At 40.1% G+C, this 15,404-nt stretch carries 9 protein-coding genes and 2 pseudogenes; 6 read left to right on the plus strand and 5 right to left on the minus strand.

Annotated features, from left to right (window positions below):
* Positions 1–719 precede the first annotated feature (719 nt).
* A complete protein-coding gene (locus tag PECL_RS09285; protein WP_014216310.1) occupies positions 720–2,114 on the minus strand; it encodes an FAD-dependent oxidoreductase in 1,395 nt (464 codons plus the stop codon).
* An 89-nt stretch (positions 2,115–2,203) separates the two neighbouring features.
* Here PECL_RS09285 and PECL_RS09290 point away from each other — a divergent pair, with 89 nt between their 5' ends.
* Positions 2,204–2,551: an ArsR/SmtB family transcription factor gene (locus PECL_RS09290; RefSeq protein WP_003596754.1), complete on the plus strand. Its 348-nt coding sequence runs from the start codon at positions 2,204–2,206 to the stop codon at positions 2,549–2,551.
* A 2-nt stretch (positions 2,552–2,553) separates the two neighbouring features.
* Entirely contained in the window at positions 2,554–3,849 is a 1,296-nt protein-coding gene (locus PECL_RS09295; protein WP_003596756.1) for an arsenic transporter, read from the plus strand.
* A gap of 1,031 nt (positions 3,850–4,880) precedes the next feature.
* Here PECL_RS09295 and PECL_RS09300 read toward each other — a convergent pair.
* The 3 genes and pseudogenes from PECL_RS09300 to PECL_RS09800 all read right to left on the minus strand — a co-directional run bounded on the left by PECL_RS09300 (position 4,881) and on the right by PECL_RS09800 (position 10,270).
* The gene (locus PECL_RS09300; protein WP_014216312.1) at positions 4,881–5,498 is read right to left on the minus strand and encodes a recombinase family protein; all 618 of its coding nucleotides are present in this window, start codon (positions 5,496–5,498) and stop codon (positions 4,881–4,883) included.
* A gap of 207 nt (positions 5,499–5,705) precedes the next feature.
* Positions 5,706–6,017, minus strand: a pseudogene (locus PECL_RS09305) (transposase); the annotation flags it as partial.
* Between the two features lie 125 nt (positions 6,018–6,142).
* On the minus strand, positions 6,143–10,270 hold the full coding sequence (locus PECL_RS09800; protein WP_014216313.1) for a MucBP domain-containing protein: 4,128 nt from the start codon (positions 10,268–10,270) through the stop codon (positions 6,143–6,145).
* A 127-nt stretch (positions 10,271–10,397) separates the two neighbouring features.
* On the opposite strand from PECL_RS09800, the gene PECL_RS09315 reads away from it, so the two are divergent.
* Positions 10,398–11,486: a helix-turn-helix domain-containing protein gene (locus tag PECL_RS09315; protein WP_014216314.1), complete on the plus strand. Its 1,089-nt coding sequence runs from the start codon at positions 10,398–10,400 to the stop codon at positions 11,484–11,486.
* A gap of 242 nt (positions 11,487–11,728) precedes the next feature.
* Here PECL_RS09315 and PECL_RS09320 read toward each other — a convergent pair.
* Positions 11,729–13,032 (minus strand): annotated as a pseudogene (locus tag PECL_RS09320) (IS1380 family transposase).
* Positions 13,033–13,195: 163 nt separating this feature from the next.
* Between PECL_RS09320 and PECL_RS09325 the strand changes: the two are divergent.
* From PECL_RS09325 to PECL_RS09335, 3 genes are all read left to right on the plus strand, one after another.
* Positions 13,196–13,798 (plus strand): recombinase family protein, encoded by a 603-nt coding sequence (locus PECL_RS09325; protein ID WP_014216315.1) that lies wholly within the window; start codon positions 13,196–13,198, stop codon positions 13,796–13,798.
* A gap of 82 nt (positions 13,799–13,880) precedes the next feature.
* Positions 13,881–14,684 carry a ParA family protein gene (locus PECL_RS09330; protein ID WP_014216316.1) on the plus strand — a complete coding sequence of 268 codons (804 nt, stop codon included), beginning with the start codon at positions 13,881–13,883 and terminating at the stop codon, positions 14,682–14,684.
* A 13-nt stretch (positions 14,685–14,697) separates the two neighbouring features.
* Positions 14,698–14,949 carry a ribbon-helix-helix domain-containing protein gene (locus tag PECL_RS09335; RefSeq protein WP_014216317.1) on the plus strand — a complete coding sequence of 84 codons (252 nt, stop codon included), beginning with the start codon at positions 14,698–14,700 and terminating at the stop codon, positions 14,947–14,949.
* Positions 14,950–15,404 lie beyond the last annotated feature (455 nt).

Consider the following 15,404-nt stretch of genomic DNA (forward strand, 5'->3'; position numbering starts at 1 on the left):
CTAATGATTTTGGTACCAAATTTCAGTATAGGAGCAAACTGCCAATGAGATTAGCAGTCTAACCTCAGCCAAGGTAATCGGTCTGCTTGGCGGCAGACTTGACAGCGATGGGTTCTCGCCGCCTAGTGCCAGCAAACAAGCTAGTGCGAGGGGGCACCTTTTGTTTGGGCCACCTATAACCCAACAGTCCGAAGAATGCAAATATGATGGCAATCATATTTGGTTTGATTGAAACGCCAAGGTGAGTTCAGCAATCAGTAGAAAGTCTAAGAGTCTGTTTTTAATCTTTGCTAGCTGAAAGCTTTTTGATATAGTTTCATTAAAAAGGATGATTAGCTATCCAAGCGACATTACCCGGTAACAATTTGAACTAATTCGATCTGATTTAGAAGCTGTGCGCCAATGCACGCGATCACACCAGGTTGATCTCTACGAGATCTTTAATGCCGTTCTCCATATTCTCCGTACTGGATCTCAATAGCGCCAGTTACCTCCCAATTGGCAAACGGTTTAAGGCTACTTCCGCCGCTGGTTAGAAGATGTTTGAGATCTTCAAAAGCGCCGCAATAGAACTGAAATAAAGGCTAAGGTCATCATCATAGCGTTCGTATGTAAATGAGCATCTTAGCGTTTTTGGTATTTTATTACTCAAGAGATTTTAGACAACTTCTAAGTTCTTACACAGGTGGTGCTTTGTTATATTAGATGCTTTAATGAGCCTATTTAGATTTATCGAACACAGCTTCCCAATCTTGTGCTGCCTGTTGAACAGGGTCCCACGGTGACGCAATTGGCGGTGAATATGATAAGTCTAAGTCGTCTAGATCATTAATAGTCATTTTATTGAAAATTGCGGTTGCAAAAATATCATTTCGTTTTGCAATCTCACTTCCATAGTTCCCAATTAACTGTGCACCAAGTAGCAATCTGCTTTCTTTGTCAGCAGTTAATTTAATGGTGATTTTACTTGCATTTGGAAAATATGAGTTATGGTCGAACACTGTACTTGTACTGGATAAAGTAGAAAAACCAGCGTTTTCTGCTTCTTTAGGCAATAGCCCAGTTCTAGCAATAACTAAATTGAAAGCCCTTATAACTTGGGTTCCAACGATCCCCCTAAACCGGCATCGCTGCCCCACGACATTCAATCCGGCTATCCGGCCTTGTTTGTGTGCAGTAGTTCCTAAGGGTAGGTATGTTTTTCCAAGTAATCTATGGTCAGTCTCAACCAAGTCACCGGCGGCCCAGATATCTGGCAAAGTCGTATGCATGAATTCATCAACTGAAATTGCTCCGGCCACACCAGTCTTGGCACCAGCTGCTTCTAATAATTGCGTATTGGGCTGAACTCCAGTAACAATTAAGACCGTATCAAACGATCGGTCATCAGTGATATTGCCCAAATCTGTAGATTTAATTTTTACACTAGTAGCAGAGCTAACAACACTCAAAATAGTGCGGTCAGTCAGTACTGTTACTCGATTTTGTGTTAGTTCCTGGTGAGCCATAGATCCAAATTCATTTTCCACTGTGGAAAGAATTTCATTACTACGTTGATATAGCGTCACGTTTAATTTTCGTCGTACCATTGCTTCGGCCATCTCAACACCGATATACCCAGCCCCGATGATGGCGGTGTTTTTAGCTTGGTTTAGTGCTGTATCTAACGACAAATAATCAGACATTGTGTGTAAAACGTGAATCTTACTATTGTTTTCTTGGGTATCATTAAATGAAAAACCTTGAAAAGCGTCTACTTTAGGAATTGCTCCCGTGGCAACTATCAATTTATTATATTTATAAGTAACAGCACCATTCGATCGAACACCTGACACGAGATGATTTTCTGCGTCTATTGAGCTAACTAAAGTGTTTAAGTCAAACTCAATTCCAAGCGCTTCTAGCTCCTTAAGCCCACGGTGAGAAAGTGAATGCCAATCTGGTACTTCTCGACTAGCAGCATATGGAAAACCACAAATGGATAAATTAGGGTATTCGTCTGCAAGGATTATTTTAACTTGTAGTGTAGGCTCACTCTCTTTAGCTTGAATTGCCGCTGAAATACCGGCGTCGCTACCGCCAATTATCAATAGTTGTTCATTTTTAACTGTCATAAATAGACTCCTTTGATTTAGTTGACAACATATAGATGGATGTCTATATTGTATATAGACGATTAACTATGTGTCAAGGAGGAGAAAAAATGAATTATACAGATTATGCTATGGTTATCAAAGCAATGGGCGACGCAAGTCGCCTTGAAATTATCGACATGTTATCTTGCGGTAAAATGTGTGCCTGCGATATTTTAGATCATTTTGATTTTACCCAACCAACACTTTCTCATCATATGAAGGTATTACAAACTGCGGGGATAGTAGATGCACAAAAAGATGGCAAGTGGCAGCACTATTCATTGAATTCAAAATTTATAACAAGTTTCCCTGAATTTACACATCAACTGTTACAAGTTGAGGAAATCTGTGTCTGCCATCCAACTGTTGAAGATAAAGGCTGCAACAAATGCAACTTAGAAACAACGGGTGATTAGCAATGGAAGTATTTTTGGCTATTTCCATTTTTTTGCTTACCTTAATTTTAGTCATTTGGCAACCTCGTGGCCTATCTATTGGTTGGTCTGCTGCTGGTGGTGCAGTTTTAGCACTGGTTTTTGGCGTAGTTTCTTTTAATGACGTTGGAACGGTAACGGTAATTGTATGGAATGCTACACTTTCATTTGTATCCATTATATTGATCTCGTTGATTCTCGATCAAATTGGATTCTTTGAATGGGCAGCTTTACATATGGCACAATTAGCTCGTGGTAACGGCGTTATGATGTTTATCCTAATTGCTGTTCTAGGTACTGTTGTAGCAGCTTTATTTGCTAATGATGGTGCTGCGCTTATCCTGACTCCTATTGTTTTATCGATGGTTAGAGCTTTAAAGTTTGACGATAAAAAAATCTTTCCATTCATCATTGCTAGTGGGTTTATTGCTGATGCAACTTCATTGCCTTTAGTTGTCAGCAATCTTGTGAATATTGTCTCAGCAGATTTCTTCGGTTTTACATTCTCAGAATATGCATTACGCATGTGGATTCCTGATTTATTTTCACTTGGTATTAGCATTCTAATTCTTTATTTATATTTCCGAAAAGCTATTCCTAAAGAGTTTGATGGCAGTCATCTTGGCTCACCAAAAGATGCCATTAAAGATTTACGATTATTTTATTTATCTTGGGTAGTTCTAACAGCACTGCTCATTGGCTACTTCTTAAGTAGTTTTATCAAGGCACCAGTTTCATTAATAGCTTTACCAATTGCTGCTATATTCCTATTACTTGCTAGAAAAAGCCCGAAAGTTGATGTATTGGCTACTATTAAGAGCGCTCCATGGAGTATCGTTGCATTTTCAATCGGAATGTACGTAGTTGTTTATGGTCTACAAAATGCTGGTTTAACAGATATGTTAGCTATCTTAATTAAGCAGATTTCTAATTGGGGACGTTTAGGTGCCACACTAGGAATGGGTTATTTAGCTGCATTCTTGTCCTCGATGATGAATAATATGCCAACGGTTATGATTAATGCTTTGGCTATTCGGGCTAGTCATGTTACCGGGGTATTACATCAGAGTTTAGTTTTAGCAAATGTAGTTGGCTCCGATCTCGGTCCAAAAATTACACCAATTGGGTCACTAGCAACATTAGTTTGGTTACATGTGTTAAGCCAAAAAGGTATAAAAATTAAATGGGGAACTTACTTTAAAATAGGTATTACAGTCACCATTCCAGTTTTATTTGTGACTTTAATTGGACTATATGTGTCATTGTCAATTTTTCATTAAATTTAAAAATAGTTATAATTTTAATTGCTGATAATCCGTTAAATGGTTGTCAGTATTTTTTTATTCTAACTACTTAATTTATACCCTTGAATAAGATGTAGAGTGGATGATTAACTCGATTAATGGAATGCACATTCGTATTATGCTACATAAGAGAATATATTGTCCCTCGAGAAAAATGGCTCTATAATGATCGTGGTATGATGAAATGAATGGGGTTATATTCTGGCGAATCACAGTGCTTACATTGAAAACGAACAAGTACAAAGTAAGTCTGGCTGGTAGCTTTGGAAAAACTGTGAACGTTAATCTATATTCCTTGGGGAAAATGTTAACTTAGCATCTCATCTATGTGATAAAGCAAACACTGATGGATCCGCTCCAATTTTAGTAGACGAGTTCGTCAAAAAAACTCTACAATTACATTGCCGGGCCAGAGCCTAAAAATGAACAGTTTTCAAATTGGCTAGATGAATTACCAGAAAAAATTGATGAAAAAACTTGCTATGGTGGCCATTTTTATAGGATTAAAATCCATGATAAACTAACTGAGTTAAAGAACAATTAAATAGCAATCTTTCAAAACTGTCCAATAGGGTATACTCTAGTGGCCGTTTTTAATTTCGTGATGTAACTAGATTTATAGATGTTCATTAGGAGTTTCCAAATTAGACCCTGTAACAGGAATAATAGAGAATGGCAGCGACACAACTTAATAATTGTGGCCTGCTTTTTTTTAATCTATAGCTGAAAGTGGCAAAACATCATAATGTATGCTTATAAGCCATTTATTAATGTGAGTAACGAAATTAGTAGCCGTAAGCTATTAACGAAAAGCTTCGTTAACTCATTTTTTAGGCTAATTGAACGCAAAATAAGTAACCTAAATATTAATCGCATTAGTATCTCTAAACTGAAGTCCTACTCGTGATATGAAAATCCTACGTAGATCAAACAATCCCTCAGACCTCACTCAAATAATCGTCCGTTAAAAATAACGAACGTGTGCTCAGATGACGCTTATTTAACAGCTATACCAACCGATTTTTAATATTAATTACTGTCTGCACCGATACACCGGTTTCAGCTGCAATTGCACGATAGCTAATTGGGGCACCGGTTGCTTTGTTTCTTAATTGATCGACGATACGGCGGTAGATAAACCGTTTTTGTGGGTTAGGTGCGTCTGCGGCGTAAGCGGGCCGCGTCCCTCGATATTTCCCATTAGCTTTGGCGATTTCAATTCCTTGACGCTGGCGCTCACGAATTTTCTTCCGTTCCGTTTGGGCCATATAAGCTAGCAGTTCGGTTAACAGGTCAAACATAAATTTATCCATATCTGAATCGCCAGTGCGCATAGAAAGAAATGGCGCATCTAAGACTTCCATCTTAACTTGTTTGTCCCTGATCTGCTTGATGATATCACTGGCATCATCATAGTTACGACTCAAACGATCCAAGGACGCAATGACCAGCGTATCGCCCTGTCGAACATACGCAATGGCCGCCTGCAATTCTGGTCGATTCTCAGTTGATTTTCCCGATTGCTTTTCTTCGAATATTTTTTCACACTCAGCTTTTTTAAGTGCTTTGATTTGACGTGCTAAATTCTGATCAGTTGAACTAACTCGGGCATACCCAATTTTCATCACGACTTCTCCTCTCGGAATTTGACCCTACATTATCGGTAACAGATTAGACACTCAAATTAGACATTTTTAACAGATTCAAGAATCGCTTACCGTGCCCGATAGAATCTCAGTTTTTTCCTATATTCTTAGTATAACGTTTATTGTCCATTTAGGGTACACTCTAAATGGACAACTTTATCCGGATTAATTTTACAATCTACCATATAACCAATTATAAATAGATTTAGTGGCTAGTTTAAGCTCATGCGCAATCACTTCTGGTGACCAGCTTAGACGTAAATGGTTTAGAATGGTTTGCTTTAATTTGGCATTCAGTTTAGTTTTTCGGCCACAATGCGCCCGTTTATATTCAGCGTTGGCCTGTGCTAATTCAGCTTGATAAGGTTGACAACGAGATAATTCATAAGAAATCGTAGACGGAGATCGTTTTAACCGCTCAGCCATTTGGATATTGGTCAGTCCTAGCTCACAAAAGGTTTCAATTTTAATTCGTTCAGAATAGGTTATACTAGACAAAAGATCAGCTCCTAAAAAATGGGTTTGTGGTAAACACCATTTTAAAGGAAGCTGATCTTTTTTGTCCGAACAGCGTTCGGATTAATTTTACAATCTACCTCACTACAGATATATTTATTTAATGGTTAATCGTTACGACGTTTCTTGATACCAAGAAAACCGAGTAAGCCACCAAACATTGCCAATAAAATACCAGCAAATGACATTGTCTGACTTTGACTATTGTTTTCACCAGTTTGAGGTAGTTTTGGTGAGGAAACAACGCCATTGTTAACTTTCGATCCCGTATTAGTCGACGTATTGATTACGCCATTGTTAGTAGTGTTACTTGGTTGGGAAGGATTTCCTGGTTGGTTAGAACTAGAATTTCCTGTATCCGTACCATTACCTGGTTTCCCAGATGGATTGGACCCAGTGCTGCCATTGTTATCCGTTACAGGGTTCTTCGTGTAAACGTAGGTAACGGTCTGATCTTGATCCGTAAAGCTCCCCGTTGGGTTGCCTTGGACTTCCTTGAAGGTGTAGCCTGGCACGTCCTTTTGGGTGGTTGAGTATGGATCACCAACATTACCAGAGGAAACGACGTTGTCGGCAATTGGATTGCCATTTTCATCAACATACTTCGCCGTGACGTTACCACCAGCTACTGGATCTTTGGTGTAAACGTAGGTAACGGTCTGATCTTGATCCGTAAAGCTCCCCGTTGGGTTGCCTTGGACTTCCTTGAAGGTGTAGCCTGGCACGTCCTTTTGGGTGGTTGAGTATGGATCACCAACATTACCAGAGGAAACGACGTTGTCGGCAATTGGATTGCCATTTTCATCAACATACTTCGCCGTGACGTTACCACCAGCTACTGGATCTTTGGTGTAAACGTAGGTAACGGTCTGATCTTGATCCGTAAAGCTCCCCGTTGGGTTGCCTTGGACTTCCTTGAAGGTGTAGCCTGGCACGTCCTTTTGGGTGGTTGAGTATGGATCACCAACATTACCAGAGGAAACGACGTTGTCGGCAATTGGATTGCCATTTTCATCAACATACTTCGCCGTGACGTTACCACCAGCTACTGGATCTTTGGTGTAAACGTAGGTAACGGTCTGATCTTGATCCGTAAAGCTCCCCGTTGGGTTGCCTTGGACTTCCTTGAAGGTGTAGCCTGGCACGTCCTTTTGGGTGGTTGAGTATGGATCACCAACATTACCAGAGGAAACGACATTGTCGGCAATTGGATTGCCATTTTCATCAACATACTTCGCCGTGACGTTACCACCAGCTACTGGATCTTTGGTGTAAACGTAGGTAACGGTCTGATCTTGATCCGTAAAGCTCCCCGTTGGGTTGCCTTGGACTTCCTTGAAGGTGTAGCCTGGCACGTCCTTTTGGGTGGTTGAGTATGGATCACCAACATTACCAGAGGAAACGACATTGTCGGCAATTGGATTGCCATTTTCATCAACATACTTCGCCGTGACGTTACCACCAGCTACTGGATCTTTGGTGTAAACGTAGGTAACGGTCTGATCTTGATCCGTAAAGCTCCCCGTTGGGTTGCCTTGGACTTCCTTGAAGGTGTAGCCTGGCACGTCCTTTTGGGTGGTTGAGTATGGATCACCAACATTACCAGAGGAAACGACGTTGTCGGCAATTGGATTGCCATTTTCATCAACATACTTCGCCGTGACGTTACCACCAGCTACTGGATCTTTGGTGTAAACGTAGGTAACGGTCTGATCTTGATCCGTAAAGCTCCCCGTTGGGTTGCCTTGGACTTCCTTGAAGGTGTAGCCTGGCACGTCCTTTTGGGTGGTTGAGTATGGATCACCAACATTACCAGAGGAAACGACGTTGTCGGCAATTGGATTGCCATTTTCATCAACATACTTCGCCGTGACGTTACCACCAGCTACTGGATCTTTGGTGTAAACGTAGGTAACGGTCTGATCTTGATCCGTAAAGCTCCCCGTTGGGTTGCCTTGGACTTCCTTGAAGGTGTAGCCTGGCACGTCCTTTTGGGTGGTTGAGTATGGATCACCAACATTACCAGAGGAAACGACGTTGTCGGCAATTGGATTGCCATTTTCATCAACATACTTCGCCGTGACGTTACCACCAGCTACTGGATCTTTGGTGTAAACGTAGGTAACGGTCTGATCTTGATCCGTAAAGCTCCCCGTTGGGTTGCCTTGGACTTCCTTGAAGGTGTAGCCTGGCACGTCCTTTTGGGTGGTTGAGTATGGATCACCAACATTACCAGAGGAAACGACGTTGTCGGCAATTGGATTGCCATTTTCATCAACATACTTCGCCGTGACGTTACCACCAGCTACTGGATCTTTGGTGTAAACGTAGGTAACGGTCTGATCTTGATCCGTAAAGCTCCCCGTTGGGTTGCCTTGGACTTCCTTGAAGGTGTAGCCTGGCACGTCCTTTTGGGTGGTTGAGTATGGATCACCAACATTACCAGAGGAAACGACGTTGTCGGCAATTGGATTGCCATTTTCATCAACATACTTCGCCGTGACGTTACCACCAGCTACAGGGTTCTTGGTGTAAACGTAGGTAACTGTTCCGTTATCTCCTGCTTGCGTTAACGTTCCCGAGGCTGATAAACTACCATCTCCCATTTTAATAAATGTGTAACCAGGAATGTCTAATTGCGTAGTACTGTAAGTACCATTAACCGCTGCCCCATTGGGATATGAAACTTCGCTTTGCCCTATCTGATTGCCATCGGTATCAACATACTTAACGTTAACCGTTGCTGCTTGGGTGAATTCAAAACTGGTAAGCTTAAATTGTTGTAAGTTTTTAGCACCACCAGTCGAGGCACTCACAATGAACGCTACTGCTTGATATGAATCGGCAACCTGTTGAGACCACGTCAAAACGGTTCCGTCAGTTTGCTTATAGGACACCGTGACAGTTCTAGTAGTCCCATCATAGTGGACAGTGAAATCATGGAACTGTCCATCCACATCTGATGTGCTTAAAGCTTGTGCTGAACCGGCAACATCTTTTGCCCACCATCTCTGAACAGAAGTTCCATCTTGTGATTTAATTTGTTCATCACTAGTTGTAACAAATGTTCCATATGGTGCACTCATTGAATCGTCGTTCCAGCCAAAGTCATTAGAATTAGTGGGATCAATTTGGCTTCCATCTTTATCGGAACTTGGAGCCCTATAACCATTACCCCAAGTATCTAGCTTAAAACCTAAGGCATCCAAAAGTCCCCCAATACCCAGGTTCCCACCAGAGTTCCCTAGGTCAGTAGTATTCCCATCATGGAAAGCAAAACTAATTCCGTCAGCACCATTTGGGTCGGAACCTAAATTAACCTGACCAGTTAAAGTAAAACTACTGTTAGTGTCAATTTTAGATTTTAGTGCAAAATTACCAACCTGATTGTTATCGTCCGGTGTAATAGTCACAATTCCTGTACTTTGATCATATGTTGCAGAACCATTCAGACTAAAATACTGTAAGAAGTTATCTTTAGTGACCTCAGTACTAGCAGTTCCCGTAGTTGCATCTAGCTTATTAATGATGTCCTTATACGAAACCTGCACTGCTTGCCGCGTAGTATCGGTTGAAGAAGCCGGGTTCTTCGTGTCACTAGTGCTGCTTGCTGCTGTTGCAGCAGTTGATGGCGCTGCACTCTTCGTATCACTGGCACTGCTTGCTGCAGTAGCTGATGATGGGGCCACACTCTTCGTATCACTGGAGCTACTTGCTGCTGTAGTGGCTGATGATGGGGCCACACTCTTCGTGTCACTGGAGCTACTTGCTGCTGTTGCAGCTGTTGATGAAGCTGCACTCTTCGTGTCACTGGCACTGCTTGTTGCTGTTGCAGCTGTTGATGAAGCTGCACTCTTCGTGTCACTGGCACTGCTTGTTGCTGTTGCAGCTGTTGATGGCGCTGCACTCTTCGTGTCACTAGTGCTGCTTGTTGCTGTTGCAGCTGTTGATGGCGCTGCACTCTTCGTGTCACTAGTGCTGCTTGTTGCTGTTGCAGCTGTTGATGGCGCTGCACTCTTCGTGTCACTAGTGCTGCTTGTTGCTGTTGCAGCTGTTGATGGCGCTGCACTCTTCGTATCACTGGCACTACTTGCGGTAGTGGTAGCGGCAGTATCAGCGTGAACCTCTACCGTTGATACCCCACCGGCGACAAGAAAAGAAAATGTCGCAATTGCGGCAAAAACAAATTTTTTGCCGTCTTTATACATCTTATAATGTAATTTTCTTTCTCCCATTTAAGACACCACTCTTCCAAAAATATATTTAACAAAACTAATTATAATTATACAATGATGAGAGCATAGATTTATACGTCTAATTCTGCAAATTAAAGCACTTTTTTGTAAATGGCCAGGAGGTACCATGAATCAGTCAATTTTTCAGCTACTTGGTAATGTTGTCTCAGCAGATTTCTACCTTTATGAAGGCAATGATATTGCTTTGATCTCTGATAACAATGCTTATAATATGAAAGCCTTAGTTCAAGAAGCACTTAAACTACGTGTTCCTAATTATCTTACTGTTATTGATTTAAACAACTTCTACGTTGTTATGATTCCTATTGATCATAATCAGACACTGACCATGATCCCACATATTAATACCACCAATATTCCAGTTGCTTATCGAGACATCACTAAATTTATAACTAATATTCATTCGCTAAGCGCGCTAGCTTATCAGTTAATTACTCATCATAAAAATCCTCAGTGGAAAACTCACATCAAGAAAGTCCCGACAGACATTCAACGCGTTAGTTTTCCAACTAATAATGAAATCGGAACTTATTATGTAAATGAGCAGTTAATCTTTGGAGCTATTAAAGATTTTGATTTTAACCGGTTTAACGATGCACTTAATACCCTAACTTTAACTAAGCATATGGGAGAGACCTTTGAAACAAATAATTACGTCCGTGGTGAAAAAGATATTTTAATCCGATTTGTTGCTTTGTTAATCAACACCGTCATTAAGAGTGGCCAAGTAAAAGTAGAAGATGCGCTCAAAGTACAAGATGATATCTTAGGCACAATTGAATTTAAAAAAGATCAACCGCCCTTCACTATTTGGATGAAGTCACTCGCAATTGAATGTTTTAAACGGTTAAATCAGATTAAATCTGAAACGACTTTATCCCTTGCTGAACAAGTTGCCTTATACATTCAAAATCACGTTAATCAAAAGTTATCATTAGCACTTCTGGCCAAAAAATTTGAATGTTCTGATAGTTCACTAGCCCATCTATTTAAGGAAAAATACAATGTCACTGTCGGCGCATATATTAATAGCCATAAGGTTGATGCTGCTAAATATATGCTGACAAATAGTCAAATCAGCATTTCTGAAATTGCTTATACGTTAGCATTTAACAGCCCAAATTATTTTATGAGGGTTTTTAAGAAAACTTCGGGACTGACACCCATGCGCTATAGGAAAATGCATAGCCAATGATGTCAGCTTGTGTACCCAAAGCGCAATCCTATAAAAATATATGAGCACCACTGACTAACTGTTACCTGAATTATTCATACCTTCCAAAAAAGTCGTCAGTTTTCATGTTTTTCAAAAACTGACGGCTTTTGATCTTGCTTACTATGTATTGAGACTCTAAATTTTGATGGTATCACCTAACGGTGAGTCATTTTTGAATTTTTGGGTGCACTTATCCCTTGATCGTACATAATTTTTTGGGGCTATTTAATAGCCTGAATACGCTGTAATACCTGATAAAAGAGTCGATGATAAACGTGATGAGAACTCAGTCGTAACTGGATTCGTCGACCGGTAAACACAACGCGGGCAGCGACTTTGAATAAACGGATTCGTAATGTACTAACACGAAATCCGGTCTCTGTTTTAGGTAGGGCTATTTGCTTCATAAAATTGATAATATTGTACGCTAATACACTAACCATCATACGGGCAGCGTTGGCGGTAAACGTTGAACTATCAGTCTTATCAAAGAAGAAGCCCTCTTTGGCTTCCTTGATATAATTCTCCATCTGACCACGCTTATGATACAGTTCAAATGCTGCTTCTGCGGTTAAATTTGTCAGATTAGTCACAATAAATTCATGTGAAAAGATCAATTCGCCAGCTACACGAGTTGACTTAACGTATACTTGACGCGGTTTAGGCCACGAAGTGGCCTGATAAGTTGCTGAGTAATAGTGAGTTTCGGTTTCATGCCACTCAGTTGTGTCGCTTATCTGTACAAACTCTTCTGCCAAGTTGTGTAGTCGCTTATTACGTTTGAGGCGATAATGTAAAAGATATCATCGGCCTCGCAGGTATCATAAACAGCTGGTGTGGCGAACCCGCTATCACCGCGAACCAGAATATCAGTTTCTGGCAATTGGTCTTGATAATATTTTAATAACGGTTCTAAAAAGGCTTTTATATCTGTGCTGGTATAGGCATTACCAGGCCGTAGGATGGCTTTCAGGAGATTACCATCATTATCGATAGCTAGTAATGGATGATACCCCTCCGAGCCATAATGGGCGTTATAGTCAGTAGCTTCTTGATTGCCATAAGTGTCAGAATGGGTTGAATCAATATCAATAATGGTGGTCGTCTGATTAGTTAGCAGTCGAGCTTGATCAATAAGATCTTGATTTAAAGTCTGGAAGGCGTCCACACCTGCGGAATCGATACGTTGCCAGAAACGGGATATCGTCGCTTGTGAAGCTAAGGCTGGTTTGTCCAATAAAAGTTTAAACAATGGTTATGAAACCAATGAGGTTGCAGCAGAATATGTATTATAACCGGCAATGATCTGCAGAACCAACTGCATCAAGATACTTGAATTACTATGTCGGCAGTATTGTCGATGGTCGTTGAACTTCAATAGATTGTCAGCTAAGTTCGTGAACTGAAACCTTGCCATCAGTTCAACACACAAGGTTAGGCCACCATCAGAAGATAATTGACCGCCGGTATGCGATGCTAGAATGTTTTTATTGAAACTAAATGCCATTTCCTGTACAGTTTTCATTATAGAGTCCTCTTCTCTTTATAGTGTCTTTTGGTCGAGTTAACTATACCAGAGCTGAGGCTCTTTTTCTGCACTTAAAAGGTGAAAACGTAAAATCCCCATCAAGCACTTGAATCATGTGTTTGATGGGGATTTTAAAGTTTCTGGTGAATAATTCAGGTAAATGAAATACGGTTATGCTCGCGTAAGTACCACCGATCAAAAATTAGAAAATCAACTTGAGGCACTAAAAATAGCAGGGGCAGACAAAATATATCAAGAGAAATTTACCGGAACTACTACAGAGCGACCAGAATTAACCAAATTATTGCAACAACTTAATTCAGACGATACCTTGATTGTAACCAAGTTAGACCGTTTTGCTAGGAATACCAGAGAAGCCCTTGATATAATCCAAGACCTATTTAACCGCGAGATTAAAGTTAATATTCTCAATATGGGCTTGATTGATAACACCCCTACTGGACAATTAATCTTTACGATTTTTAGTGCGTTTGCGCAGTTTGAACGTGATATGATCGTTACCCGAACACAAGAAGGCAAAGCATATGCTAAACGAAACGACCCACACTTTAGAGAGGGGCGGCCACAGACCTACACTGATGAACAAATGCGACTAGCCTATCAGCTGCGTCAACAAGGCATGACGTACAAAATGATTGCTAGAAAAACAGGTATTAGTGAGCGTACCCAACAAAGGCGCTTTAAGGGCTTACTGAATGCAAACAACCAAAAACTTTATAAAATGGAATTTAAAAGCAAATAAACATTAAGCTTCATTATTTGATAAATTGTTTATTTATTTGTTTATTAGTGGTATAATTTAGCTAATCGAAGGAGGTATTGAAATGAAGATTATTACTTTTACTGCCATCAAGGGCGGGGTTGGTAAAACAACTTTGACCTTGAATTATGGTGATTGGTTAGCCAAACATGGTAAAAGAGTTCTACTAATTGACTTAGACCATCAGTGCAATTTAACAACTGTTTTTGAAAAAACAAGGCGAACCAACACAATCGCTGAAGCGTTTAAGGAAGAAAACGCCCAAAAAGTTGCGATTGACCGGGTAGCACCTAACTTAGATTTAATCGCCGGTTTTATAGACCTCGATGTTCTAGGAAGTCATCTAGAAAACAACAGTAACAAAGAAATGATGTTGTTCATGTGGTTTAAAAACAACGCCGACTCATTAAGGTTGACTGACTACGACTATATCTTAATTGATACACACCCGGATTTCGGCACCATCACTAAAAATGCCATTGCTATAAGTAATTATCTACTTAGCCCCATCACCCCTAGTGAACATGGCTACAATGCTAAATTCGACTTGGAAACTCGCTTAGAAAAATTCAGAAAGTCACTTTTTGATTATCGAACTGGTGAAACCTATGTTGACGCAAAACTCTTTTTTGTTGCTAATATGATCAGACACAATACAAGCATGTCTCGTGATTTGCTAAAACATATAGAGAATGATGAAACGGTAGCAACTATAATCCCTGAAAGGGAACTATTTAATAAAGCTACTGCAAGACACGCCTCAATATTTGAGTTAGCTAGCCAGGATGAATCCGTTTTAAAACAAAACCAAAAATTCATTGAACAAGCTGACCAGCTTTTTCAACAATTAGCTAATAAAACTAAGTAAGGGAAGTTAGATTATGAGTCTAGATACATTCAACAAAAAAAAAGACGAAGAAATGCGCGAAAGTTACGAAACCACATTGAAAGATGGCAAGAAAGACAATGCCGTAGCTTTTTTGAAAAACATTAGTCGAAAAGAAGTAGAACGCAAACGCTCCGTGACCTTTTCAATTACCGAAAGTCAGCTTAACAAGATGGACAAAGCTGCTCGTCAAAACGGATTTAAAAATCGTTCAGAATTCTTAGCTTCAATCATAGATGCAATTTAGTAATTAAACAATTAATTAAACAATTAAAGGCACAATTTATTTGTTTAATTAATCTGTAATTAGGTAACAGCTAGCAAAGTGCGCTGAACCAAATAAGGTTGCCGGTAGGTAAGCGCTATGCTAGACTAAGATTAATTTAACAACCGAATAAAGAGATCAAACTAAACCAAAAATCCCCGATTCACGAGGAATCGAGGATTTTTGGTTTAGCAAGTAGCTAATAGAGAGCTACTTAGATTCAGACGATTTAGACCGCCAAGTTAAAATCGTCTGAACATTGTTCTTAATTTGTAAGTTAATTATACCGCAAACCAGTCCTATGGGACAAGTGAAGGATAGTTAAGAACAAATTAAATCCAATGGACTAAGTAGCTAACCAATACTACTTAGTCCATTTTTGTTGTTAGAAATTAAAAAAGTTGCCGTATGGGCAACCCAGAATAGACACATGCTGG

Source organism: Pediococcus claussenii ATCC BAA-344 (assembly GCF_000237995.1).
GTDB classification, from domain to species: domain Bacteria; phylum Bacillota; class Bacilli; order Lactobacillales; family Lactobacillaceae; genus Pediococcus; species Pediococcus claussenii.

What these genes read in the sequence shown, in the direction of transcription:
- PECL_RS09285 (WP_014216310.1), bottom strand. Translation starts at nt 2,114, where the DNA reads ATGACAGTTAAAAATGAACAACTATTGATAATTGGCGGTAGCGACGCC.
- PECL_RS09290 (WP_003596754.1), top strand. Translation starts at nt 2,204, where the DNA reads ATGAATTATACAGATTATGCTATGGTTATCAAAGCAATGGGCGACGCA.
- PECL_RS09295 (WP_003596756.1), top strand. Translation starts at nt 2,554, where the DNA reads ATGGAAGTATTTTTGGCTATTTCCATTTTTTTGCTTACCTTAATTTTA.
- PECL_RS09300 (WP_014216312.1), bottom strand. Translation starts at nt 5,498, where the DNA reads ATGAAAATTGGGTATGCCCGAGTTAGTTCAACTGATCAGAATTTAGCA.
- PECL_RS09800 (WP_014216313.1), bottom strand. Translation starts at nt 10,270, where the DNA reads ATGGGAGAAAGAAAATTACATTATAAGATGTATAAAGACGGCAAAAAA.
- PECL_RS09315 (WP_014216314.1), top strand. Translation starts at nt 10,398, where the DNA reads ATGAATCAGTCAATTTTTCAGCTACTTGGTAATGTTGTCTCAGCAGAT.
- PECL_RS09325 (WP_014216315.1), top strand. Translation starts at nt 13,196, where the DNA reads ATGAAATACGGTTATGCTCGCGTAAGTACCACCGATCAAAAATTAGAA.
- PECL_RS09330 (WP_014216316.1), top strand. Translation starts at nt 13,881, where the DNA reads ATGAAGATTATTACTTTTACTGCCATCAAGGGCGGGGTTGGTAAAACA.
- PECL_RS09335 (WP_014216317.1), top strand. Translation starts at nt 14,698, where the DNA reads ATGAGTCTAGATACATTCAACAAAAAAAAAGACGAAGAAATGCGCGAA.